The 25,191-nt window shown below is 71.9% G+C and carries 19 protein-coding genes; 9 read left to right on the top strand and 10 right to left on the bottom strand.

Going from position 1 to position 25,191, the window contains the following annotated elements:
* Window positions 1-126: 126 nt before the first annotated feature.
* The gene (locus H577_RS0111045; RefSeq protein WP_084516147.1) at window positions 127-2,088 is read left to right on the top strand and encodes an ABC1 kinase family protein; all 1,962 of its coding nucleotides are present in this window, start codon (window positions 127-129) and stop codon (window positions 2,086-2,088) included.
* 92 nt (window positions 2,089-2,180) lie between these two features.
* Window positions 2,181-3,071: a GNAT family N-acetyltransferase gene (locus H577_RS0111040; RefSeq protein ID WP_051191976.1), complete on the top strand. Its 891-nt coding sequence runs from the start codon at window positions 2,181-2,183 to the stop codon at window positions 3,069-3,071.
* A gap of 12 nt (window positions 3,072-3,083) precedes the next feature.
* Here H577_RS0111040 and H577_RS0111035 read toward each other — a convergent pair whose 3' ends face one another.
* From H577_RS0111035 to H577_RS0111025, 3 genes are all read right to left on the bottom strand, one after another.
* On the bottom strand, window positions 3,084-4,250 hold the full coding sequence (locus H577_RS0111035) for an acyl-CoA dehydrogenase family protein (protein ID WP_029145994.1): 1,167 nt from the start codon (window positions 4,248-4,250) through the stop codon (window positions 3,084-3,086).
* A 98-nt stretch (window positions 4,251-4,348) separates the two neighbouring features.
* The gene (locus tag H577_RS0111030; RefSeq protein WP_029145993.1) at window positions 4,349-5,698 is read right to left on the bottom strand and encodes a beta-ketoacyl-[acyl-carrier-protein] synthase family protein; all 1,350 of its coding nucleotides are present in this window, start codon (window positions 5,696-5,698) and stop codon (window positions 4,349-4,351) included.
* A gap of 137 nt (window positions 5,699-5,835) precedes the next feature.
* The gene (locus tag H577_RS0111025) at window positions 5,836-7,344 is read right to left on the bottom strand and encodes a class I adenylate-forming enzyme family protein (RefSeq protein WP_029145992.1); all 1,509 of its coding nucleotides are present in this window, start codon (window positions 7,342-7,344) and stop codon (window positions 5,836-5,838) included.
* Between the two features lie 401 nt (window positions 7,345-7,745).
* Here H577_RS0111025 and H577_RS0111020 point away from each other — a divergent pair, with 401 nt between their 5' ends.
* From H577_RS0111020 to H577_RS0111010, 3 genes are all read left to right on the top strand, one after another.
* Window positions 7,746-9,290 carry a sialidase family protein gene (locus tag H577_RS0111020; protein WP_036284783.1) on the top strand — a complete coding sequence of 515 codons (1,545 nt, stop codon included), beginning with the start codon at window positions 7,746-7,748 and terminating at the stop codon, window positions 9,288-9,290.
* Window positions 9,291-9,551: 261 nt separating this feature from the next.
* Complete coding sequence (locus H577_RS17080) at window positions 9,552-10,214, top strand: TetR family transcriptional regulator (RefSeq protein WP_051191975.1); 663 nt, start codon at window positions 9,552-9,554, stop codon at window positions 10,212-10,214.
* Complete coding sequence (locus tag H577_RS0111010; RefSeq protein WP_029145990.1) at window positions 10,211-10,963, top strand: SDR family NAD(P)-dependent oxidoreductase; 753 nt, start codon at window positions 10,211-10,213, stop codon at window positions 10,961-10,963. Before H577_RS17080 ends, H577_RS0111010 begins: the two co-directional genes overlap by 4 nt.
* Window positions 10,964-11,069: 106 nt before the next feature.
* Here the strand turns inward: H577_RS0111010 and H577_RS0111005 are convergent, their stop codons facing one another.
* Genes H577_RS0111005 through H577_RS0110995 form a run of 3 tightly spaced genes read right to left on the bottom strand, consistent with a single transcriptional unit; the run spans window position 11,070 to window position 13,759 of the window.
* Window positions 11,070-11,483: a cupin domain-containing protein gene (locus H577_RS0111005; RefSeq protein WP_029145989.1), complete on the bottom strand. Its 414-nt coding sequence runs from the start codon at window positions 11,481-11,483 to the stop codon at window positions 11,070-11,072.
* 52 nt (window positions 11,484-11,535) lie between these two features.
* The gene (locus H577_RS0111000; protein WP_029145988.1) at window positions 11,536-12,531 is read right to left on the bottom strand and encodes a LacI family DNA-binding transcriptional regulator; all 996 of its coding nucleotides are present in this window, start codon (window positions 12,529-12,531) and stop codon (window positions 11,536-11,538) included.
* Between the two features lie 25 nt (window positions 12,532-12,556).
* Window positions 12,557-13,759: a Gfo/Idh/MocA family protein gene (locus H577_RS0110995; RefSeq protein ID WP_029145987.1), complete on the bottom strand. Its 1,203-nt coding sequence runs from the start codon at window positions 13,757-13,759 to the stop codon at window positions 12,557-12,559.
* 202 nt (window positions 13,760-13,961) lie between these two features.
* On the opposite strand from H577_RS0110995, the gene H577_RS16245 reads away from it, so the two are divergent.
* From H577_RS16245 to H577_RS0110975, 4 genes are all read left to right on the top strand, one after another.
* Window positions 13,962-15,215: an ABC transporter substrate-binding protein gene (locus H577_RS16245; protein ID WP_051191974.1), complete on the top strand. Its 1,254-nt coding sequence runs from the start codon at window positions 13,962-13,964 to the stop codon at window positions 15,213-15,215.
* 175 nt (window positions 15,216-15,390) lie between these two features.
* Window positions 15,391-16,260 (top strand): carbohydrate ABC transporter permease, encoded by an 870-nt coding sequence (locus H577_RS0110985; RefSeq protein WP_029145986.1) that lies wholly within the window; start codon window positions 15,391-15,393, stop codon window positions 16,258-16,260.
* Window positions 16,257-17,087 (top strand): carbohydrate ABC transporter permease, encoded by an 831-nt coding sequence (locus H577_RS0110980; RefSeq protein WP_029145985.1) that lies wholly within the window; start codon window positions 16,257-16,259, stop codon window positions 17,085-17,087. The genes H577_RS0110985 and H577_RS0110980 overlap by 4 nt, the downstream gene beginning before the upstream one ends.
* Window positions 17,088-17,168: 81 nt before the next feature.
* A complete protein-coding gene (locus H577_RS0110975; protein ID WP_029145984.1) occupies window positions 17,169-18,416 on the top strand; it encodes an alpha/beta fold hydrolase in 1,248 nt (415 codons plus the stop codon).
* Between the two features lie 15 nt (window positions 18,417-18,431).
* Here H577_RS0110975 and H577_RS0110970 read toward each other — a convergent pair whose 3' ends face one another.
* Genes H577_RS0110970 through H577_RS0110955 form a run of 4 tightly spaced genes read right to left on the bottom strand, consistent with a single transcriptional unit; the run spans window position 18,432 to window position 25,175 of the window.
* Window positions 18,432-19,607: a MalY/PatB family protein gene (locus tag H577_RS0110970; RefSeq protein WP_029145983.1), complete on the bottom strand. Its 1,176-nt coding sequence runs from the start codon at window positions 19,605-19,607 to the stop codon at window positions 18,432-18,434.
* Between the two features lie 53 nt (window positions 19,608-19,660).
* Complete coding sequence (locus H577_RS0110965; protein ID WP_029145982.1) at window positions 19,661-20,683, bottom strand: zinc-binding dehydrogenase; 1,023 nt, start codon at window positions 20,681-20,683, stop codon at window positions 19,661-19,663.
* A 1-nt stretch (window position 20,684) separates the two neighbouring features.
* On the bottom strand, window positions 20,685-21,305 hold the full coding sequence (locus H577_RS16240) for an NAD-dependent epimerase/dehydratase family protein (RefSeq protein ID WP_051191973.1): 621 nt from the start codon (window positions 21,303-21,305) through the stop codon (window positions 20,685-20,687).
* A 9-nt stretch (window positions 21,306-21,314) separates the two neighbouring features.
* Window positions 21,315-25,175: an FUSC family protein gene (locus H577_RS0110955; RefSeq protein ID WP_029145981.1), complete on the bottom strand. Its 3,861-nt coding sequence runs from the start codon at window positions 25,173-25,175 to the stop codon at window positions 21,315-21,317.
* Between the last annotated feature and the right edge of the window lie 16 nt (window positions 25,176-25,191).

The following is a 25,191-nucleotide window of genomic DNA, read 5'->3' as shown; positions in this document are numbered from 1 at the left end:
TCGTGGTGCACGGCGGCTGTGACGCGCGGCCGGGACGCCGCCGTTCGACCCGTGACGCACGGGTGCCACGGGCCGCACGTCGATCGCTCGATACGCTGAGACCGGTCCCGGTGGAAGGAGCCCGCAGTGAGCGTTGCCACGATCGTGCTCGATGCGGTGGTGATGGCTGCCGCGACGATCGCGGCGATGCTGCTGATCGGCGCGTTCGCCCGCCGCGTGCTCGGCGTGCGCGTCGGGGTCGTGCGCATCGTGATCGCGGGCCTGCTCGGCCTGGGCGCCGAGGTCGGGTTCGAGTCGCAGTTCGTCTGGGGCGCCGAGTACACTCCGGCGCTGATCCCGGTGCAGTTCGGCATCATCCTGTTCGTCGCGATCGCCTTTCTGGTGCTGGCCGAGGTGGCGGTGCCGCAGGGCACGCTGCCGCGGCCCGACCAGTGGCTGGCCGGCATCCGGCAAGGTCGTGAGCGCAGCCGTCGCTACGCCGAGCTGCTGCGCATCGCCGCCCGGCACCGGCTGCTGCCGTTCAAGATCACCACCGAGCCGACCAGTGCCGGCGCGGCCGAACGACGGCGGCAGGCGGCGGCGCTGAGGGCGGCACTCGAAGACGCCGGCGGCGCGTTCGTCAAGATCGGTCAGTTGCTGTCCACCCGCACCGACGTGCTGCCGCCCGAGTACACCGAGGCGTTCGGGCGCCTGCAGCAAGAGGTGCCCCCGGCACGGTGGGACGATGTGCGCCCGGTGCTCGAGCGGTCGCTGCGCCGTCCGCTCGAGCAGGTGTTCGCGCACATCGACCACGAGCCGCTGGCCGCGGCATCCATCGGTCAAGTGCATCTGGCGACGCTGACCGACGGTCGCGCGGTCGCGGTGAAGGTGCAGCGACCGGGCATCGTGCCGCTGGTCGAGCGCGACATCGACATCGCGCGCCGGCTCGCACGCCGGCTCACCCAGTCGGCCCGGTGGGCCCGCGGCTTCGGGCTCGACGAGCTGGCCGAGAGCCTGGCGACGAGCCTGCGCGACGAGCTGGACTACCGCGTCGAGGCGTCCAACATCGCCGCGATGGAGGCCGTGCAGGCCGCGCTTCCCGCGCACAAGCGGCTGCGCATTCCGCACTTCATCGCCGCGCTCAGCTCGCGCGACGTGCTCGCCATGGAGTACCTGTCGGGCACGACGCTGAGCGTGCCCGGGGCCGCCGACGCGCTGTCGCCGGCCACCCGCCGCGCGTTCGCGATGCGGCTGTTCCAGGGGCTGCTGTCGCAGATCATGGATGCCGGCGTGTTCCACGCCGACCTGCACCCCGGCAACGTGATGATCACCGACGAGGGCGAGCTGGCGCTGCTCGATTTCGGGTCGGTGGGCAGGCTCGATTCCGAGGTGCGGCGGCAGATCACCGACGTGCTGCTGGCGTTCTCGCGCGGGGATGCGCGCATGTTCGCCGACACCCTGCTGACGTTCGTGGAGCTGCCCGACGACCTCGACGAGTTCTTGCTGCGGCGCCAGATCGGCGACTTCATGGCCCGGTACCTGGCGGCGGGGGCGGCGCTGGATGCCTCGGCCTTCACCGAGGTGATCTCGATCCTCAGCGCGCACGGCCTGGCCGTCCCGCCAGAGCTGACCGCGGCGTTCCGGGCGATCGCCACAGCCGAGGGCAGCGCCCGCGTGCTCATGCCCGAGTTCGAGCTGGTGGCCGAGGCCAGCGCGTACGCGCAGGAGCGACTCGCGGACGCGCGTCGCCCGTCCGCGGTGGCGCATGCCGTGGCCGACGAGCTGCTCGGGATGCTTCCGGTCGCACGCCGACTGCCGCGGCGCATCGATCAGATCAGCGGTCAGCTCGCGTCGGGGCGGCTGAGTGTGAACATCCGGCTGTTCGCCGACCGGCGTGATCGGGCGCTGCTGCGCGATTTCATGAACCTCGCGGCGATCACGTTCCTGGCCGGGGTGTTCGGCGTCATGGCGGCGATGCTGCTGGCCAGCGGGGCGGGGCCGGCGATCACCTCGACGCTGAGCCTGTTCCAGGTGTTCGGCTACCTGCTCGCGCTGCTGTCGGGCGTGCTGACACTGCGGGTCGTGTTCGATGTGCTGCGGCGGCGGTGACCGGGCGGCGGTGACGGATGGCAGTGGCGGATGCCGGTGACGGTGACGAGCGCGGCGGCCGCGACGGATGCCGTGGTGAGAGGGGAACGATGATGACCACACCCGATCAGGGCACGCCCGACGGCGGGCTCATCCGACAGGTCGTGTTCCGACCGCTCACCGGGGACGACCTCGACGCCGCGCCGCCCTGGTTCGCGCAGATCGAGCTGCGGGCCGACCGGTGGCGGGATGCCGACACCCGGGCGGCGGTGGCCGTTCTCGACGGTGAGGTCGTCGCTGCGGGGGTGCTGTTCACCTCCCGCGCGCACGTCGACCGGTACTGGGTCGACATCGTGGTCGACCCGGCACGGCGCCGCCGCGGTCTTGGGCGGGCGATGCTCGCGCACCTGACCGCACTGCGCGGCCGCGGCATCCCGCTCATGACACGCGGGTACGTCGACGAGGAGCGCATCGCGTTCGCGTTCGCCGTGGGGGCGCGCACGATCCAGATCGTGCCGCCGTCGACGGTGTCGACCGCGGGTCGCGACGCGTTGCGTCCGCACCCCGCGGTGGTGCCGGCTGCGGCGCTGCCGTTCGCGCAGGTGCTGTCGGCGCACGCCGACATGTACGAGTGGATCCACCGATCGTGGAGCCCGGTCTCCCCGGGATTCGCCGAGGTGGTGAACGCCGGGCTCGACGACGAGCTCGACCGCCAGGCGTCTGCGGTCGCCGTGGTCGACGGCAGGCCGGTCGCGCTCGCGGCCGTGTACCGCGACGTCGACCCGCCGATCGTGTGCGCCGAGACGACGCGGCCCGACGTCGCGGACGGGGAGCGTCTGGTCGAGGGATGCCTGCGCCACGCACTCGATACGATGGCCGACCGCGGGGCAGCCAGGGTCGAGTTCGACGGGCACGTGTCGGACCCGCACCTCATGCCGAACTGGGCGAAGCTGGCGCCATCCGGACGATGGTTCCTGCTCGTCGAAGTGCCGGCTGAGTGCTGATCGGGCGCGGGGTCAGTCGTCGTCGAGCAGGGCGGCGGCGTACATCGGCCGGGCCGCGTCGGCGCTGGGCGGATGGAACAGGCCGGCCGTGGCATCCCGGAACAGTCGACTCAGCTCGTGGGTGTTGTCGAACCCGGCACCGCTGGCGCACATCAACGCCGTCTCACACGCGCGCCGGGCCGCCGTCGACGCGTTCAGCCGCGCCGACACCAGCCGCAGCGGCCACCCGGCGCCGTGGTCGACCAGTTCGTCGAACTCGCGCGTGTACAGGTCGAGCTGCGCCGGCACGGCCATGTAGTCCATCAGCGCGTCGGCCAGCCGGGCGCGGAACTCCGGCACCTCGGCGTAACGGGCATCCGCCTTCGCCGAGCGGCGCGTGGTCAGCGCGGCCGCCCCGAGTTCGAGCGCCCGTTCGGCGATGCCGGAGTACACCGACCCGATCAGCAGTTGGAACAGGCTCGTGATCGCGAACGTCAACAGGTCGGGCACCCGGCCCGGCGCGATCCGCCGGGCCACGCGATCGGGCCGCATGCGCACGTCGGTCAGGATCGTCGCGCGGCTCTGCGATGCGCGCATGCCCAGCACGTCCCACCGGTCCGAGACGGTGATGCCCGCGGCATCCCGCTCGATGAAGCCGTACACCAGCTGCGGTTCGCCGGTCGAGTCCAGTCCGTGCACGATCAGGCGCGTCCACACCGGCGACAGCGACGTGAAGATCTTCACACCGCTCAGCAGGTAGCCGCCGTCGTCCTGCGGCACCGCGACGGTGTTCGACCCCTGCAGCACCCAGTCGTTGCCGGGCTCGCTGACGCCGAACGCGAAGATCTCACCGGCGTTCACCTCGTCGAACACGTACTCCAGCGACCGGTCGCCGCGCGCGACCATCGCGGCGACCACGCCCGTGCACATGAGGTGCATGTTCACTGCCAGCGCGGTCGCCGGCGCGGCCGTGGCCAGCCGGCGCTGCAGCCGCGACACCTCGTTGAGGCTCAGGCCCGGCCCGCCGTGCGAGGGCGGCACGAACAGCCGCAGGTACCCGCGCTCGCGCAGCTCGGCGAGGTCGTCGTCGAAGAAGCGGTTCTCGCGGTCGTACACCGCCGCACGCTGGCGGAACCGTTCGAGCAGGTCATCGGGCAGGTACGTCTCGGCCAGCTGCGCATGCCGGGTTTCGCGGTCCATGGTCCTCCTTCAGGGGGTTGTCGGTCGGGTCTGGGTCGGGGTGTCTTGTCAGTCACGGTGAGTGTTCGCCCCTGGCGGCGCTTCGTCCGAGGCGAGGATCAGTCGGGGCGGGTGAGGACGATGGCGGCGTTGTGCCCGCCGAACCCGAACGATGTCGACAGCACGACGTCGACGTCGGCAGGCGTGGGCGCGGTGACGATATTCCAGTCGGGGAATTCGGGGTCGTCGAGGTTGACCGTCGGGGGCAGGATGCGGTGGGTGAGCGTCTGGACCGCGATGACCGCCTCGACCACGCCGGACGCACCGAGCAGATGTCCGGTGCTCGACTTGGTGGCGCTGATCGGGATGCCGCCGGCCCGGGCGCCGAACACGGCCTCGAACGCCGCGAGTTCGGCCGCATCACCGGCGGGCGTGCCGGTGCCGTGCGCATTGATGTGCTCGATGCCGGCAACCGGTCGACGCACACCCGGACGGAGGTGCGCGTCGGGTCCAGGGGCAGCGGGTGGGTCGGGTTCTGTGCCCAGACCGGCGTCGGTGACGGCGTCGCGCACGGCCTGCGCGGCGCCGCGGCCGCCTGGGTGTGGAGCCGTCGGATGGTACGCGTCGCTGGATGCGCCGAAGCCGGCGAGTTCGGCGAACGGCCGTACACCGCGCGCCCGTGCGGCATCCTGTGACTCGAGCAGGATCGCCGCGGCGCCCTGCGACATCACGAACCCGTTCCGGCTCCGGTCGAACGGCCGGCAGGCACCTGCCGGATCGCCTTCCCTGCCATATGCCAAGGCGCGCATATTGGCGTTCGACGCCAGGTTCACCGCGTTCAGGCAGTCCTCCATGCCCACCACGAGCACGGCATCGGCGTACCCGTGCCGGATGCGCCTCATCCCCTCGCCGAGTGCGACTGCCCCGCTCGCACAGGTGGCCGACACGCCCTGCGCGGGCCCGGTGATGCCGTATCGCTGACTGATCAGAGCGGCGGCGGCATCCGGTGCGCCGTGCACGGCGAGCGTGAGCGGCACCGCGCGCGGGCCCGTGGCGTCGAGGCGCCGGGTGGCCTGCTGCATCGCGTCCACCGGGCCCGAGCCGGTTGCGACGATGACGGCGACCCGGTGCGGCTCCCAGGGCAGGGATGCCTCGCCGGCGTCGCCGTCCGCGCCCTCGCCCGAGTGGTGTGCGGAGGCCGGCACCGTGGCGCCGGTCTGCGCGAGCGCCTGATCGGCGGCGGCGATCGCCCAGTGCAGCACCGGGCTGAGCCGACGCGCAAGCGGGCGTTCGAGATCGGTGTGGAAGCCGCGCACCTGTCCGCCGATCCGCACCGGGAGGGCGTCGAACTCGGGCCCGGCAAGCACCGTGATGGCGCTGCGGCCGCAGCTGACGGCATCCCACAGGCTCGCCACGTCGAGCCCGCTGGGGGTGACCGCCCCCATCCCCGTGACCACGGCCGCCGTCATCGCGCCACTACCGGTTCTCGATGCGGCACGGCCGCGCGCGCCACCGATTCTCGGCTCGGCACGGCCGCCCACGTCGCCGGTTCTCGGCTCGGAACGGCAGTGCATGCCACCGCCGCTTTCCGGCCACACCACGGACGTCACAGCGGCTCCGCCCGTCCCCGGGCCACGAGCTGCGCGGTCTCGCCGCGCCGGACCTTGCCGCCCACCGTGCGCGGCAGCGCGTCGAGGCGGTACCAGCGCCGCGGCACGAACTGCGGAGCCAACCGGTCCCGCGCCCACGCGCGCAGCTCGGCCCTCGGCCGGCCGGGCCCTTCGACCACGAGGGCGACGATGCTGCCCCGCGCGGCATCGGGCAGCGCGACCGCGCACACCGCGCCCAACCCCGGCAGGTCGGCGAAGGCGCGCTCGACCTCGGGCAGGGCGACCTTGTGCCCGCCGGTGATCGCGACGTCGCCGGCCCGCCCGATCAACTGCAGCCGCCCGTCGACGATCCGTCCCTGGTCGTGCACGGTGGCCCAGCCGTCCGCCGTGCGCAGCACCGCGTCGGTCGTCGCCGACACATACCCGTTCGAGCATGCGTCGGCACGGATCCACACCGACCCGGGTTCGCCGTCGGCCACCGGCCGTCCCGATGCGTCGCGGATCTGCGCCTGCACCTCGGGGTACACGTCGATGAGCGTGCCGTCGCCACCGCGGCTGTCGCCGATGAACCCGATCTCGGCCGCGCCGTAATAGCTGATCAGTCGTACCTGCGGCAGCACCTCCGCCAGGCCGTCGCGGATGGCCGCCGGCAGGTTCGCGCCGCCGGTGACCACCAGCTCAAGAGAGGCGAACCGGCCCGGATCGCGGCGTGCGGCCTCGGTCAACGCTTGCGCCACCGCCGGAACCGCCACCACGCGCGTGATCCGCTCGGAGTGTATGCGCCGCGCGGCATCCCCGACGTCGAAGGCGTCGGCGACGTGCACGCTGCCGCCTGTGGCCAGGCTCTCGATCACCGCGTACAGGGTCAGGCTGTACGACACCGGGCCCGGCGCCAGCGTGGCCACGCCGGGCAGGGGTTCGAGGTGCGCCGACGACACCGCGACGTTCGCCCGATACTGACCGCGGGTCTTCACGAACGCCTTCGGGTCGCTGGTGGTCCCCGACGAGAACAGCAGCAGGAACGCCTCGTCTGGGTCGCGCACCTCGGGCGCGGGTCCCGGCGCGGCGGCGTCGACCCTGCGCAGGAGATCGTCGAGCGGGATCAGCGTGCCGGTCCAGCCCGTGGCATCCAGCGCCTCGGCGAGGGCCGCGTCGCCGCCGATCACGACGCCGATGCCGGTGGCACGGATGACGCCGACCCGATGCGCGAGCGGCCACCTCGGGTCGATCGTCGCCGACACGGCCCGGTACCCGGCCAGGGCTGCCATGATCCGGGCGGTGTGGAACGCAGAATCGCAGCTGACCGCGGTGATCGGGATGCCGCCGGTCTCGCGGGCCGGCCGCGGCGGGTCGGGCTGGGCCCGGTGCAGGGCCCCGACCACCGCGGCGATCCGGCGGGAGTCGGCGACCAGCTGCGCATAGGTCACGCGCGTTCCGGCATCGGCGACGGCCGTCCGGTCGGGGTGCCGGGCGGCCACCTCGAGGATGCGCCCCGTGATCGGCACCCGTGACCTCCTGTGTGGCTGCGGTCAGTCTACTGCCGGGTTTTCGGACCGGGTCCAGGGCGGGGCGTGCGCAGGAGAATCCGGCGAGAGCAGGAGGTCCGCGCGCGGATTCTCCTGTTGCGGGCCGATTCTCCTGCTGCCGGCCGATCGCCGGCGGTTGCGGGCCGATCTGGTGCGCCGGGGTGTGCGCAGGAGAATCCGCCGGTTGGGGACCGATCTGAGTGCGCCGGGGTGTGCGCAGGAGAATCCGGTGAGAGCAGGAGTTCTGCGCGCCGATTCTCCTGCCGTGGACCGATTCTCCTGCTGCCGCGCGGCGCGACCCCCGGTGCGACCCGAGGCATCCATCACCTGGCCTGTCATCCGGTGCGTCGCGCGGCGGTCGGCCGCTTAGAGTCGGTGTCATGATGAGCACCGTGATCGCCCGCCGCGGCCAGGGTGGCTACGCGCAGTACCGCATCCCCGCTCTGGCCGTGACGACGGCCGGAACGGTGCTCGCCGCCTACGACGGCCGCCCCAACCTCGACGACCTGCCGAGCCCCATCGACCTGCTCATCCGCCGCAGCACCGACGGCGGGGCGAGCTGGGGTCCGCAGCAGGTGGTGCGCACCGGCACCGGACTGCAGGGATACGGTGACCCGTCGCTGCTGGTCGACCGCGCCACCGGCCGCATCCTCCTGTTCCACGCCGCCGGCACGCTCGCCGGGTTCTTCGAGGCCGTCGAGGGCAGCGAACCGGATGACGCGGTGCAGCACGTCGACGTATCGATCTCGGACGACGACGGACTGACGTGGACGCATCGGCGGCTCACCTCGCAGCTGAAACGGCCCGGCGTCACCGGGATCTTCGCCGCGTCGGGCACCGGGCTGTGCGTGCCCGCCGGCCCGTATGCCGGCCGTCTCGTGCAACCGATGGTGCTGCTCGAGCACGGTGAGATCACCGCGGCGGCCGCGTACAGCGACGACCACGGCGAGAGCTGGACCCTCGGTGCCGCGCTGGGCGGTCACACCAACGAGTCCGCCATCACCGCGACGGCCGACGGGATGCTGCTGCTGCACTCCCGTGCCCGTCCGCGCCGCCGTGCCGCCGTCTCGGCGGACGGCGGGGCGAGCTGGAGCACGCCCGAACCGGTCGAGGACCTGCCCGACCCGAGCGACAACGGGTCGCTCGTCACCCTCGCCGACGGCGCCCTGCTCGCCTCGAACAACCTCGACCCCGATCTGCGGCGGAACACCGGGCTCAGCCTGTCGCGCGACGGCGGGTCGAGCTGGCCGCACCGGCTCATCCTCTGCGCGGGCAGCAGTGAATACTCGTGCGCCGTCGAGCTGGACGACTCACGCATCGGCGTGTTGTACGAGCGCGAGGGCTACTCCGAGATCGTGTTCACCGTCACGACGCGGGCCGAGCTGGAGGCATCCGGGCCCCTCGACCGGCAGGCGGCCGGCCTGACACCGCCGGACGAGCCGTTGCTCGAGGTCATCCTGCGGTCGGTGACCCCCGGCCTGCCGGACGAGTGGGTGCACGTCGGCGAGCACCACGTCTACCCCGTCCAGACGCAGGGCGTCGCCGCGAGCGAGTGGAAAGAGGTCGGGCAGGCCTACGCGGCCGCCGGCGGCATGATCCTCGGCACCCGCGAGGCGCAGCTGCGCAACTACGGCCCGCCGCGGCCCGGGCTGCGCGCCGGCGACATCCTCGCCTTCCACGCCCGGGTGCGGCTGCCCGCCGGCGTCGCCGCGTCGGCGGTCGTGCTCGAGCATCCCGGCGGGCGCACCGACCCGGTCGAGATCGCCGCGGGCGGACGCGCCGTGTTCGGGGCGCCGTACCCGACGCTGGTCGTGACCGAGGCCGACGTGGATGCCGGTGTCGTCATCGCCCGGTTCGCCGTGCCCGCGCTCGGCCTGGCACGCGAGCTGCGCTACTCGACCGCCACGGGCGAGCCGCTGACCTGAGCCCGCACTCGCCGGGCGGGACGTCCGGCGTGTCTCAGAACCTGCGACCTCGAGGCCTCGCAACCCGCAACTTCTGGGACACGGGGCCGGCGCCGGACGCAGACGCACCTGGATATGCACCGGGGCACACGGACACCGGGCGCCGGATGGACACACGCGACCGGCCACCGCACGGATGCCACGTGCCCAGCGAGTTCCTCGACCGCTCTGCGCTCGCACCCAGGCAACGGGTTTACGCTGTAAACAACGAAGGAGGGCGGCATGCTGAACAGCACGATCATCGCCGACGCGGCCATCGCACTGGCCGACGCGGACGGCATCGACGCGGTGTCGATGCGGCGGGTCGGCACGGCGCTCGGCGTCTCTGCCATGGCCCCGTACCGGCACATCGCCGACCGTGAAGACCTGGTGCGCCGCATGGTCGCACGCGTCGCCGAGACCCTGCCGCCCCTGCCGGACGACCCCGCAGACTGGCGCGAGACGCTGCACCACCTGGCGATGCGCACGTGGCGCTCGTTCGAAGAGCATCCGTGGCTGCTCGGCGTGGCCGTGTCGCCGGGGCGGCTGATGGATGCCACATCCGCACGCGACACCGAACTCATCCTGTCGCGGCTCACCGCAGTGGGCCTTGACCCGCAGTGTGCCGGCGACGTGTTCGTGGGCACCGCCGCGCTCGTGATCGGGATGGCCCGGGTCATGCCCCCGGGCATGGCCGCGCCCGAGATCGACTACGCGGTCGACCGGGTGCGCGGTGAACCCGCCCCCGCCGCCGACGGGCTCACCGCCCGCTTCCGCGCCGAGCCGCTGGGCGGCACGCGCGGCCGGCGCATCGTCGAGTCGGCGGTGCAGATCTTCCTCGACGGCGTCGAGGCGTCCCTGACCACGTCCCGCACGGCGGGACACACCCGAAAGGAACAGCAATGACACTCACCGACAAGGGCGCCATCGTCACCGGCGGAGCCGGCGGCATCGGCCAGGGCATCGTGCGCCACTTCCTGAAGCAGGGCGCGAAGGTGCTCGTCGTCGACATCGTCGACCAGGCCGCCGGCGACGAGTTGGTCACCGGGTTCGAGCCGGCCGACAACGTGCGCTACCTGCAGTCCGACATCTCGGTCGCCGAGAACGCACCGGTGATCGTGGCCGCCGCGGTCGACGCGTTCGGCAAGCTCGACATCCTCGTCAACAACGCGCACGCCTCCAGGCAGGCGCCGATCACCGAGACCACCCAGGAGATGTGGGACCTCTCGCTCGGATCGGGCATGTACGCCACGTTCCACCTCATGCAGGCCGCGTACCCCGAGCTGAAGAAGACGAAGGGCGCGATCGTGAACTTCGCCTCCGGCGCGGGATTGGCCGGCCTTCCCAACCAGGTGACCTACGCGGCCGCCAAAGAGGCCATCCGGGCGATCACCCGGGTCGCCGCGCACGAGTGGGCGGCCGACGGCATCCGCGCCAACCTCGTCGCTCCGGTCGCACTCACCCCGGGCATCCAGCAGTGGGCCCAGGCCTTCCCGACCGAGTACGAGCAGGTCGTCAAGGGCGTTCCGCTCGGCCGTCTGGGTGACCCCGAGAACGACATCGCCCCCGCGGTGGCCTTCCTCGCCGGCGACGAGTCGCGGTACATCACAGGACAGACCCTGATGACCGACGGCGGCTCGATCATGCTGCACTGATCCCCCTCAGTGCAGGTCGTGGCATCCGCCACGGCAGGCGTCCCGCTCTCCCCCCGGTGGGGCGCCGACCGCGCCGCGTCTGTGTCGACGCGGCGCGGTCACATCCTCACGCCCAGGGCATCGTCCGCTCGCGGTCGAGCTGCCCGTCCCGGCCGATCGCGGCCAGCGTGTCGCCGCCACCGCGCACGCACAGCCAGCGCAGCGGTTCGGGGCTGTCGGGCGTGCACCGCCAGGTGCGCATGACGCCCGGCCCCACCCGCACCACGGTGCCGGGTCGTACGTCCACCACCTCGTCGTCCAGGCCCATCTGGCCGTGCCCGGCCAGGAACACGTACAGCTCTTCGAGCCGATCGTGCGAGTGCCAGAACGGCGCCTGCCCGCCCGGTTCGAGGGCGTTCGCCGACATCCCGACGTATTCGGTCGGGATCTCTTTGTCGACGAAGCGCTTGCCTCCGGCATCCGCCTGCGCCTGCGCCCAGCTGTCCAGTCCGCCCAGTTCGTACACGTCGTATCCGGTCATACCGTCAGCGTATCGACCGCAGCGGACCCCCGGCTTCGGATGGGGAGCGCCCTCAGCCCCGCGGCGGCGCCGTCGAGGCGCGCACGACCAGTTCCACCGGGTAGTCGCGGAACACCGGATCCACCTCGCCGCCCACCAGCAGCGCCACCGCGTCGTACGCCATCTCGTGCACCGGCTGCGACACGCTCGTCAGCGCCGGCCAGGTGAACGCCGCCTCGGGCGTGCCGTCGAACCCGACCACGGAGATGTCACCGGGAATGTCGATGCCCCGCGAATGCAGGGCCGCCAGCAGCCCGGTGGCCACCTGATCGGATGCCGCGAACACGGCGGTCACGTCATCCCGTGCATCGGCGACCCGCAGCCCTGCGTCGTACCCGCCCTGCAGGCTGTAGTCGCTGTGGAACACCGGACCGGCGGGCACGCCGGCGGCGTGCAGCGCCCGACGCCACCCCGCCTCGCGCGGGTCGAGCGGCGACTCGTTGCCGACGAACGCGATCTTGCGGTGGCCGAGCCCCAGCAGATGGTTCACCGCGAGGGCGGAGCCGGCCAGGTAGTCGGTGCCCAGCGTCGGGTGCCCGGGCCGCGCGCTGAACTGGTTCAGGTACACCAGCGGGATGCGGTTGCGCTCGATGATGCTCAACTCTTGCGGGGTGAGCACATCGGCGCTGACGATGCCCTCGAGCTGCTGGGTGGTCAGCCCCGCCAGCTCGTCGCCGTCGCCGGCGCGCCGTTCGTGCGCGTTGAGGGTCAGCACGGTCAGATCGTGCAGGTGCGCGGCGCTGTCGACGGCCGACATCATCTCGGCGAAGAACGGGTTGCGCTGATCGGGCACGATGAACCCGATCATGGTCGAACGCCCGCGGCTCAGGGCCTGCGCGGCCGCGTTCGGGCGGTAGCCGAGCGCCTCGACCGCGGCCAGCACCCGCGCCCGCGACTCCTGCGACACCGGGCGGTCAGAGCCCGACAGCACATAGCTGACCACGGCGGTGCTCAGCCCGGCCAGGCGCGCCACGTCGGCTCGGGTGACCGTCTTGCGCCGGGTCGTCATGCGCTTCTCCCCAGGACGGGACGGGTCATGACCCCGGTGCGGAACCGAAGTCGGGCACGTCCAGCCGTTCACCGTCTCGTCGGACGGACTCGTGGGCGATGATACCGGGCACGGTGAAGCGCGCGGCCTTCCACGCGTTGACCGGGGGGTGTGTTCCGGATGCCACGGCCGTGGCGAAGTCGTCGACGAGGAAGTGGTGGCTGCCTTCGTGGCCGTTGGGCAGCGTCGCCAGCGCCGGCGGGATGCGGGCGCGATCGTGCACCGGCGCATAGCCCGAGACGAACGCCGGCCGCAGCTCGGGGGCGATGTGCGCCAGCTGTGGATCGTCGACGTCGAGCGTCGCCGTGGTGCGCACCTGCGCCGACACGTCCTGCGCACCCTCGCGCGTGTACCAGAACGCGGCCGTGGCGACCTGCTCGAAGGATGCCTCGGTGCCGAAGTACCGGAACCGGGACTCGCGGATGTGCGAGGGGTAGCCGACCCGACGGAACTCGTTCGTGCGGAACGATCCGCCGGCGGCCACCTCGAACAGGGCGGTCGCGTTCGAGACGTCGTTGTCGAACATGCTCACCGCACGGTCGAACACCCCGTCGCCGCGGGTGTCGCGCACGCCGACGCCGACGGCCTTGGTGACGTGGGTGTCCCACGCGCCGAGCACGCCGCCGATCGAATGCGTCGGGTACAGCAGCGGCGGGTAGCTGGCGGTGCGCTTCCAGTCCTCGCCGCCACTGAACCGGTAGGCGTCGTAGAAGCCGAGGTCCATGTCGTGGATGTAGTCGCCCTCGGCGTAGAACAGGTCGCCGAACGCCCCCGCGGCGACCTTGTCGCGGGCCAGCACCGTCGCCGGGTTGTAGTAGCTGGTCTCGCCCATCATGTAGGTCAGGCCGGTCTCGGCCACCGCCTGCACGATCGCGCCGATCTCGTCGACGGTGATGCCCATCGGCACCGTGCAGTACACGTGCTTGCCGGCGCGCAGCGCCCGCAGCGCGAGCGGGCCGTGCGTCCAGCGCTGCGTGAAGATCGCCACCGCGTCGATGCGACAGTCATCGAGCATGTCGTCGAATGAGCGGATGGTGCCGTCCAGCCCGTGCACCGCCACCAACCGGTCGGCCCGGGCCGGTATCGTGTCGGTGACCCACACCCCCGATACGAGCGGATGACGCCGGAACAGGGGCGCGAAGGAGTCGGCGAACTGCCCGGCCCCGACGAGCCCGATCGTGAACGGCATCTGCGCTCCTTCCGGCGGTCCTCCGCGACCGTCACTCCAGCATCCCGCCCCCGGTCTACGCGCGTCAAGCGTCGTCGCTGATCGGTAAGATCACGATTCGGTCGCAGGACGGGTCGGGGCCTTGTGAGGAACATGTTACGCGGGTAGATTCCTGCTCACAGGCAGACACGAGCACGAGCTCACGATCACGAGGGAGTGGGACATGAGCGCACGCGGGCCGGTGACGGCGCTGGGCGCCGCGGCTGTGGTGGCCGTGGCCGGGCTGGCGTTGGCGGGATGCTCGTCGGGTACGACGCCCGGCGGCACGGCGAAGCTCGAGATGCAGACCGGGCTGGGGTCGGCCGATCCCACGCTGAAGGTGCTCACCGACATCACCAAGACGTGCACGCCGGACGGTGTCACCATCGACCTGGTGCCGATGACCAACACCTACGAGGCCGACATGAAGACGCGGATGGCCTCGGGGGACCTGCCCGACATCTGGTCGACGCACGGCTGGTCGCTGCTGCGCTACAGCCGGTTCCTCGAACCGCTGAACACGCAGCCGTGGGCCAAGAACGTGAATCCGGCGCTGAAGCCGGCCATGTTCGACAAGGACGGCAAGTTCTTCGCCTTGCCGCTGAACACCGACCTGGCCGGCATCCTGTACAACAAGCAGACCCTCCAACAGGCCGGGGTCGACCCCACGACGCTGACCACGTGGGATGCCTTCACCGATGCGCTGGCGACCCTGGGGAAGGCGGGGGTCACCCCGATCTCGTCGTCGTCGAAGGACTCGTGGATGGCCGGCAACATCGCCGACTTCATGGCCTCGGGCGCGTTCACCGACAGCGACCTGACCCAGTTCACCAAGGGCACCTTCGTCGCCGGCGGGTACACCACGATGCTCGACCGCATCTCGACGTGGGCGAAGGCGGGCGATTTCAACCCCGACTTCAGCTCGATCACCATGGACGAGATCGGCAAGTCCCTCGGCACGGGCAAGACCGGCTTCGTGTTCGTGCAGAATTCGCTTGTGAACACCGCACTGCAGCAGAACCCCGATGCGAAGATCGGGTTCATCCCGATCCCCGCCTTCGTCGGCGACCCGTACTTCGTCGGCGGTGAGGGCACCGCGTACGGCGTGTGGAACAAGAGCCCGCACAAGAAGCAGGCGCTCGAGTACATCGACTGCCTTGCCAAGCCCGACAACATCTCGAAGCTCGCGCAGGCGCTGGGCGCCATTCCGGGTCTGACCGACGCGACCAGCGACCTGGGGGTGCTGCAAGACAGCTATGACACCCTCGTCAAGCCGAACACCTACCCGCTCAAGCCCTACTTCGACCGGGTGTACCTGCCCAACGGCATGTGGGACACCATGGTCACGACCACCGGAGCGGTCATCTCGGGACAGTCCACGCCGAAGCAGGCGACGAGCCAGATGGGGCAGCAGTTCTCGTCGCTGTTCGGCCAGTGACCGCTGGGGGCGGTGACGTGTGGCGGGGCATCGGGGGGCGCCCCGCCACACATCCGGCGAGGGCGGGACGGTGACGGCGGTCCCGCCCCGCATGCTGCGCGCGGCGGGGGGCACGGGTGCGTCCCGTGGCGCGGGCGGCGGTCGCCGGCGTCGGGGGCGGGATGCCGCGGGCCCGGTGTTCGTCAGGCGTCGCGCGAACCTGCTCTACCTGCCGGCGGTGGCCGTGTTCGCGGTGTTCACCGTGTACCCGTTGGTCAACGGCATCCTCATCTCGTTCACGAAGTGGGACGGCTACAGTCCGACCCGCACCTTCGTCGGGGTCGACAACTACCTGCACATGCTGTCGGACCCGCTGGTGGGCTCGGCCCTGGCGAACACGTTCGTGTACGGATTCGGGTCGACGATCCTGCAGCAGGTGATCGGGCTCGCGTTGGCGCTCGCACTCGACCGGGCGATGCGCGGGCGCAACCTGGCGCGGGCGATCATCTACCTGCCGGTGCTGGTGTCGCCGGTGGTGATGGGCACGATGTACTACCTGCTGTTCTCGTACTCGTACGGCGGGCTGAACGACATCGTGGTGGGGCTGGGCGGCCAGCGGGTGGCCTGGCTGAGCTCGGCGCCGGCGGCGGTCACGATCATCGTGCTGGTGAACTCGCTGCAGTTCGTCGGCATCTCGATGGTGATCTACCTGGCGGGGCTGCAGTCCATCCCGGTCGCGTACTACGAGGCCGCGCGCCTCGACGGCGCCGGAGCGTGGCGGCAGTTCACCGGCATCACCGTGCCGCTGCTGCAGCCGGCCTTCGCGACAAGCGTGGTGCTGAACCTGATCGGCGGGCTCAAGCTGTTCGACGTCATCCGGGTGATGACCGGCGGCGGCCCGGGCTATGCCACCGACTCGATGTCGACCCTGATCTCGAAGTTCTACTTCGACAACCAGAACGCCGGGTACGCGTCGGCGGTGGGCGTGGTGCTGTTCTTGATCATCGCCGTGTTCACGCTCGCACTGAACGCGTACTTCAACCGCCGGCGGCTGGAGATCGCATGAGCCGGCCGGCACGTCACCTGGGAACCGTCGGCATCGTCGCCGGCCTCGTCGTCGCGTGCGCGCTGCAGCTGATTCCGTTCTACATCACCCTCACCACGGCGCTGAAACCCCGTACCGACCTGTCGTCGCAGTGGCTGTTCCCCACCCGGGGCGTGTACTGGCAGAACTTCCAGACCGCGATCGAGGACGGCGGCATCCTGCGCGCCATCGGCAACAGCGCGATCGTCACCGTGGCATCCACGGTGCTCATCTGCCTGCTCGGCGCGCTCGCCGCCTACCCGCTGGCGCGGCGGGCGACCCTGGGCAACCGCCTGGTGCTGGGCGGGATCATCGGGCTGATCATGATCCCGCCGCTGAGCATCCTGGTGCCGGTGTACACGCTGATGGCCGACCTGCACTGGGTCAACACCTACTGGGGCGCGACCGCGCTGATGGTGGCGGCGCAGCTGCCGCTGAGCATCTTCTTGTACGCGAACTTCATGCGCAACCTGCCGCTGTCGATCGAGGAGGCCGCCGTCGTCGACGGGGCCGGCGTGCTGCAGGTGCTGTTCCGGGTGGTGTTCCCGATGCTCAAGCCGGTGACGGCGACCGTCATCATCCTGACCAGCGTGTCGGTGTGGAACGAGTACGCGCTGAGCGTGTTCATCCTGCGCGACCCCGACGTGCGCACCACCGCCCCGGCGATCGGCACGTTCTTCGCCAGTCAGGGCAGCGACCCGAACGCCGCCGCGGCGGCGGCGCTACTCACCGTCATCCCGGTGCTGGTGGCCTATCTGGTGCTGCAGCGGTACTTCATCAAGGGCATGGTCGCCGGCTACGAGAAGTGAGGGCCACCCCGGGCCCGGGGCCCGGCTCGGGGCGGCTCAGCGCGCGGCTCGGGGCGCGGGGCGGCTCATAGACTCGAGGGCATGGCCGTCACCACCCGTCGCATGCAGGACCTGACCGTCGAAGACCACACCCTGACCGTGCCGCTGGTCTGGGGCGACGACGCCGATCCGCGCACCCTCGAGGTGTACGCGGCCGTGGTCGCGCGTTCCGGTGGCCAGGACCTGCCGTACCTGGTGTTCCTGCAGGGCGGGCCGGGCTTCGAGGCGCCGCGCCCGTACCACGCGCCGGCGGCGCCGTCGTGGCTCGACGCCGCCCTCGAGCACTACCGCGTCGTGCTGATCGACCAGCGCGGCACCGGCCGGTCCACGCCGATCGGCGACGCGGACCTGGCCCGTGGCACCGACGAGCTCGTCGAGTACATCACCCATCTGCGGGCCGACGCGATCGTGCGCGACTGCGAGGCGGTGCGCGAGCACCTGGGCGCATCCACGTGGAGCGTGCTCGGGCAGTCGTTCGGCGGGTTCACGACGCTGGCCTATCTGACGACGGATGCCGCATCCCTGCGCGAGGTGTTCTTCACCGGCGGCCTGTCGGCCGTCGGCCGCCATCCCGACGAGGTCTATGCACTGACGTACGACAAGCTGCGGGACGCCTCGACCCGCTACTACCGGCGGTTTCCGCACCACCGTGACACGGTGCGGCAGCTGGCCGACCTCGCCGCCGACGGCCGGATCATCCTGCCCGACGGTGAGGTCGTGTCGGTGTCACGGCTGCGGTCGCTGGGCATGCTGCTGGGCAGCAACGACGGCTGGCAGAAGCTGCACGCGCTGCTGGAGACCTCGCCGCACACGAACGCGTTCCGATACGACCTGGCCGACGCGCTGCCGTTCAGCCCGCGCAACCCGCTGTACTACGTGTTCCACGAGACCAGCTACGCCGACGGGTTCGCGACGCGCTGGTCGGCCGACCGGGTCGAACCCGACGACTTCCGCGACGACGTCACGCTGTTGACCGGTGAGCATGTGCGGCGGGAGTGGCTCGACACCGTGCCCGGATTCGGTCCGTGGCGCGACGTCGTGCTGGCGCTCGCCGAGCACGACTGGCCGAAGCTGTACGACGCCGACCGGATCGCGGCATCCGATGCCCACGGAGCGGCGGCCGTGTACGTGAACGATCTGTACGTGCCGGTGGAGTTCTCGCTTGAGACCGCGGCGCTCATGCCCGGCGTGACGCCGTGGGTGACCAGCGAGCACGAGCACTCCGGGCTGCGCGAGGGCGACGTGCTGCCGCACCTGTTCGACCTCGCGCGCGGCGCGCGGGTGCGCTGACCGGCGCAGCCGGGCTCAGCGCGCGGCCAGGGCCTGGCCCATCCGTTCCACGGCGCGGCGCAGGATCGGCCGCGGCGTGGCGAGGTTGAATCGCACGCAGCCGGCGCCGACGTCGCCGCACAGTGCCCCATCGGTCGCGGCGACCCGTGCCTGCTCGAGGAAGAACTGCGTCGGATGGTCGCCGAGTCCCAGTTCCCGGCAGTCGAGCCAGGCCAGGTAGGTGCCCTCCGGGGGCAGATACACGGCGCCGGGCAGGTGCTCGGCGACCAGGTCGGCGAACATGCGCCGGTTGCCGTCGAGGTAGCCGATGACGTCGGCCAGCCAGCCGCGCGCGTCGTCATAGGCGGCGACGTTCGCGACCAGGCCGGGGTTGCTCGCCCCGTGCTCGGCGCTCTGCGCGCGCCGGCTGGCCGACCACACCTCGGCATCGGATTCCGAGCTCAGGATCAGCTGTGCGCACTTGAGTCCGGGCAGGTTCCACGCCTTCGACGCCGACGTGGCCGTGATGGTGTGGGATGCCGCGGCGTCCGACACCGACGCATACGGCACGTGCGATGCCCCGGGGTAGACCAGCGGCGAGTGGATCTCGTCCGAGAACACGCGCGCGCCGTGGCGGGCGACGACCTCGGCCACGGCGAGCATCTCGTCGCGGGTGTAGACCTTGCCGATCGGGTTGTGCGGGTTGCAGAACACGAGCAGGCCGCCGCCGGCCGCGAACGCCCGGTCGATGCCGTCGAGGTCGAGGTGCCAGCCGGCGTCGTCGCGCAGCATCGGAACCTGGATCACCTCGCGGTCGTGCGCGGCCGGAATGGTCAGGAACGGCATGTAGGCGGGTGTGGGCAGCACGATCGCGCTGCCGGGCGCGGTGAACAGGTCGATCGTGGCCGACAGCCCCGACAGCACGTCCGCCAGCGGGCGCACCCGTTCTGTGGGCAGATCCCACCCGTACGCGTCACGCTGCCAGTCGGCGCAGGCCTGCGTCATCCGGCCGGTCAGCCCCGCCGGGGGATACCCGAACAGGCCGTCGTCGACCCAGGTGTGCAGGGCGTCGCGGATCTCGGGCGCGACGCCGAAGTCCATCTCGGCCACGAACGCGCCGGTCGCTTCGGGGTAGGCCGTCCACTTCAGGCCGCCGGCGCGGCGCAGGTCGTCTTCGGTGATGGCGTCGAACGCCGTTGCCAGGGAGGTCACCTCCCTATGATCGCCGGTCGGACCGTGTTCTGTCGCGTTGCCGTCGTCGCGCGTCACGGCTGCAGCAGCACCTTGATCGCGCGGCGCTCGTCCATGGCGCGATAGCCGGCGGCCACCTCCGACAGCGGCAGGGTCATGTCGAACACCTGGCCTGGGTCGATCTCGCGCCGCTGGATGCGACCGATCAGATCGGGCAGGTAGCGACGCACCGGCGCGGGGCCGCCGAACAGGTGCACCTCGCCGTGGAACAGCATGTCGCCGGGCAGCGACACCCCGTGCGAGACCCCCACGAAACCGACGTGTCCGCCCGGTCGGGTCGATCGGATCGCCTGCAGCATCGACTCCTGCGTGCCCACCGCCTCGATCGTCGAATGGGCGCCCAGCCCGCCGGTGAGCTCCTTGATCCGTTCCACGCCCTCGTCGCCGCGTTCGGTCACGATGTCGGTCGCCCCGAACCCGCCCGCCAGCCGTTGCCGGTCGGCGTGCCGGCTCATCGCGATGATCCGCTCGGCACCGCGCACCTTCGCCGCCAGCACGCCCAGCAGCCCCACGGCGCCGTCGCCGACCACGACCACGGTCTTGCCGGGGCCCGCCTCGGCCGCCTCGGCGGCGAACCACCCGGTGCCCAGCACGTCCGACGCCGCCAGCAGCGACGGCAGCAGCTCGGGCTCGGCGCCGCCGGGCACGACCACCAGCGTGCCGTCGGCCAACGGCACCCGCAGCCGCTCGGCCTGCGCGCCCAGTGCGCCCATCGGCACGGCGTGCACGCAGCGGGACGGGTATCCCTCCCGGCAGATCTCGCACGTGCCGTCCGACGCGAAGAACGAACCGACGACCAGATCGCCCGGTGCCACCGTGCGCACGTCCTGGCCGACCTCTTCGACGACCCCGACGTACTCGTGCCCGATCGGGCTCGGCCGCCGGATCGTGTTCGCCCCGCGGTACGGCCACAGGTCCGACCCGCACACGCACGTCGCGCTCGTGCGGATCACGGCATCCGTCGGCTGCTCGATGCGCGGATCGTCGCGTTGCTCGTAACGCACGTCCCCGGGTGCATGGATCACGGCACCGTACATGTCAGTCCTCCGTCCCCGCGGCATCCACCCGCCGCGTGCCGTCGTCGGTGATCTCGAGAATTCCGGATGCCTCATCCAGCGCTGCGACCGTCGCCTGCGCCGCCGCGTCGATGTGCACCGCCGGCCCGTCCGGCGCGGCATCGGGATGATAGGTACCCGGGCCGTAGAACTGGCCGTAGCGCAGCACCACCCCGCCGGCGGCCAGCACTGCGCGTTCGAGTTCGTCCACGGCATCCTGCGCCGCGCCCGGCGCCATCGGCCAAGCCACGCTCTGCGCGAGCAGCCGGGTCGCACCGGCTTCGGCCGCGGCGGCGACGAGGTTGTGCGTGCCCTCGACCCGGATGCGTGCATGCCGTTCACGGAATGCGTCGATCCGGGCGGGGTCGTCGGGCAGGTCGGTGAGCTCGTGCACCACCACGTCGGGGGCCAGCTGCACCACCGCGGCCGTGAGCGCGTCGGCGTCGAACGCATCGCACACCACCGGTGTGGCGCCGGCCGCACGCAGCCCCTCGGCGTGGGCGGGGGTGCGGGTCAGTCCCGCCACCTCATGCCCGGCGGCGATCAACAGAGGCACGAGGCGCCGACCGATCACTCCGGTCGCACCGGCGACGAACACGCGCATATGCCGAGGCTACGCCCGTGTCGGCGTCGGCGTCGCTCCGGCCATCGCGGCGACCGTGCCCGGCGCCACCGCGTCGATCAGCGCGAGCAGCGACTGGTTCACCCGGGCGACGAGCACGAGCACCGCCTGCAGCGCTCGCGGGGCATCGGGTGTCGCGGGCGGCACGACCGCGGCATGCAGCCGCACCGGCAGGCCGCCGCCGAGCACCGCCAGCGCCGCGTCGAAGTTCTCGAGCGTCGCCGTCTGGATCGCGGCCCAGTCCGCCCCCGAGCGCTGGTCGGCTGGCAGTGCCGCCAGCGCGCGCACCAACTGCCGGCCGTGGCCAATGAGGCCCCACAGCGCGGCCAGTTGCGCCTCGATGCCCGAGCTCTGCAGCGACCCGGGGTTGTGCCGCAGCGGCCGCGCCAGCCGTTCCAGCGCGGTCAGCCGCTGGGAGAGGTCGCGCTCCTGTGCCGCCAGATCGGGAGGCGAGGCCGCCGGTGCGGGGGTGCCGTCGGGGGTGTCGGCCTTGTCGGAGGTCGAGGGGACCGCCATGCTGGGGTGGTCGGCCGGTGTCACGGTGTCGGCGCGGTGAACCGGTGTGGCGGCCGTCGTACCGGGGTGGTCGACCGGTGCGGCAGTGTCGGCGCGGTGAGCCGATGCGGCGGTGTCGGCGCGGTGAGCCGATGCGGCGGTGTCGGGGCGGTGAACCGGTGCGGCGCCGGGGTCGGTCACCGGCGCCACGGTGTCGGCCGGGGGTTCGGCTGCCGCATCCGGCGTCGTGCCGGGCAGGCCGGCGAAGGATGCCGCGGCCACCTCCCGCGCGCGGGCCACGATGCCCGCCATGCCCTGCAGCACCCGCGCGCGGGTGCGGGTGGGCAGCACCAGCGTCGACACCAGCACCGCCACGATCGATCCGATCGCGGTCTCGACCACGCGCACCTGCACGGTCTCGGTGGTCAGTGTGCCCAGCAGGTCGTACAGCGTCGCCAGCAGCAGCGTCATCCAGAACGCCGTCCACGCCGGCGACGACGCCCGCAGATACGACATGAAGAACACGCTGACCACCATCAGCGGCAGCGCGACGGCCGGCTCGTGACCGGCGTAGATCGCCAGCCCGAACGCGAACGCCGACCCGACGATCGTCGCGCCGATGCGCTGCCACGCCTTCACCCGGGTCTCGCCGTCCGATCCGCTCAGCACCTGGAACGCCGGCATCGCCGCCCAGTACTGGTGGCTCGACGACACGAACCCGCCCAGCCACAGCGCCAGGCCCGTCGACAGCATCGCCTGCACGGCCTGCCGGTACCCGCCGAGTGCGCGGGGGGTGGATGCCACCGGCCCGCGCGACGCGGTGCCGGCCGAGCCGGTCTCGTGCCCGGCGGCGGCGTCACCCGGCATCGCGGACGCGGTGGGGGCATCCGCCGGAGTCTGCTCGTGCCCGTCGGCCGCGTGCCCGCCGACGTGCGCCGATGCGGCTGCGCGGCCCGTGGCATCCGCCGCCGCACCCGAACCCGCCACACCCGAACCGGTAACACCCGAACCTGCCACACCAGAACCCGCGGCACCCGAACCCGCGGCACCCAAACCCGCGGCACCGGAGGCCGCGGCGCCCGATGCGGTCGTGAGAGCCGGCGAACCCGCGGCCGCGTGGCGTGCCGCCAGGGCCGCCTCGTCGGCGGTCTGAGCGCGGTGCAGGCTGTCGGCGGCCGCGCGCAGCTCGGCGATGGCCACGAGGACGCGACGGGCCTCGCTCGACCAGCCCTGTGTCGCCGGCACCGCGTGTGCGGCGGGCGCGTCCCGTCCCGACAGCGTCCGCAGATGCTGCTGCACCTCGAGCAGCTCGGCGGCCAGCCGCGCCCGATGCTCGACCGTGATCGAGATGCTCGCCGCGGCCGGCACGAGGCCGGCGAGCGTCTCCATCGCCAACTGCAGGTCGACCACCCGCACCCGCAGCGTGAAGCCTCGCGCCGACGACAGGTCGGTGGCATCCGCGGTGTCGATGTCGGCGCTGAGCGCACCGATGACCCGTCCGATCGCCCCCAGCTCGGCGCGCAGCACCCGCACCAGGCGGCGGTCTTGGCGACCGGTCGAGACCAGGTCGATGAGTGTGTCGAGTGTGATCGCGACCCGCTCGTACAGCGACGAGATGCCCGCGGTGATGCGCCGCCCGGCCGACGGCCCCGGGATGAAGCCGGCCAGCCACGAGCAGACCACACCGACGCCGATCGCCAACAGCGCCCCCGGCGGGTGCGGCGCGCCGAGCCCCAGCAGCAGGGTGAAGTAGTACGACACGAACGCCAGCTGACCCAGCCCGCCGACCCAGGCTCCGAACCGGCGCACCCACACCGCGAGCCCTGCCGCCACCGCGAGCAGCAGCAGCGACGAGATCGGGTCGCGGGGCAGCAGGATGCCGCAGAGCACGCCGATGGCGGCCGGCACCGCGGCGATCAGCCCGCGCCAGCGCGGACCACCGCCCACGCCGTGCGTCACCGGTGCCGAGAACAGTGCCACCACGGCGGCGAACGAGGCGACGTGCGCGGGGTTCGCGCCGATCAGCGGCGCCAGCCCCAGCGCGGCGCCGATCGCGACGGCCACCGCCGCGAGCGTGGTGAGCGCGCCGGCCAGGCGCTGCCCGCCCGGGTCGAGGAACAGGCTGCGCCGGCGCAGCCACCCGGCCAGGCGGCGGACGGGTCCGCGCAGCGCGGTGCGCATGGTCGGGGTGGGCGTGGCGAGCGCGGTGGCGGCGTCGTCGCGGGCGATCGGCTGGTAGTCGAGGTCACGGCTGACCGCGACCAGGAACGCCTGTGCGCGGTACGCGAACGGCAGCCAGGCGCGGTACCGGTCGTAGGCCGCCGCCTCGCCGTCGGGCTCGGCGTGAAGCAGTTCGCCCATGCGGTGCTGCACGGTGAGAAACCGCACCACCCACGGGTCGGTGCCGACCGTCGGCACGGCAGTCGGCCCGGGTGCGGCGAACCGCGCCGCCGCGGCGGCGAACGCATCGGCGTCGACCGGATCGGGGACGGCCGGGCTCGCCCACCCCAGCTCGCCCTGCAGGTGGTCGCGGAACGCGTCGAACGCCTGCACCAGGCGCACCAGTGCCGGTTCGCGGGTGACGTCGGCGCTGCCCGGCACGCACCAGCGCAGCGCCCCGATCGTACCGGCGGTCATCGACACCGCGTACGGCAGCGAGAACTGGTCGCGTCCGCTCTGGAAGTAGTACGCCGACCGGTTCTGGGCCAGCCCGTCGTCGTAGGCGTTCAACGCGTCGAGGATCGCGCCCAGGTGTGCGTCGAGCCCGCGCGCGGCGCCGTCGGGAAAGTAGGGCAGCAGCGTGTCGACCGGGTCGCCCACCCCGTGCCCGGGGGTGAAGAAGTTCGCCACGAGCGCGCGCAGCGACCCGATCACGCCGAACACGTTCCACAGGAACGTGATGATGATCGACATCAGTGCGATCGAGGTGAGTGCCTGGAACACCATGACCAGCCGCACCGGCACCGAACCGGGGCTGACCCCGTCGACGCCGACGGTGGCGAACTGACCGACGCTGATGTAGAACGCGCCCCAGAAATCGTGCGGCACGGTCGTGCCGCGCGCGAAGGCGCCGGGGGTGTCGAGCAGCCCCAGGTATACGAAGGTGAAGCCGACCACGATGCCGGCCACCCACCAGGCGATCGAGACCAGCAACAGGATGCCGGTGACCTGGCGCAGCACGACGGGTCGCCATCGCCGCCCCACCCGGCGGGTGAACGCGCGCAGTCCGATCCACACGCCGCGGATCAGCCCGTGCGCGGCCAGCCCCGCCTCGTCGTAGTTGAGGACCGTCAGGAACATGTCCACAAGCGTGAACAGCAGGAGGGCGACCCCCAGCGTGATCCAGACGAGATCCATGGCGCCACACTATCCA

The sequence above is a fragment of the Microbacterium luticocti DSM 19459 genome (assembly GCF_000422405.1).
Taxonomy (GTDB): Bacteria; Actinomycetota; Actinomycetes; order Actinomycetales; family Microbacteriaceae; genus Microbacterium; species Microbacterium luticocti.
Note: the sequence above shows the minus strand (reverse complement) of the source record. Positions and strands in the feature narration are given on the sequence as shown.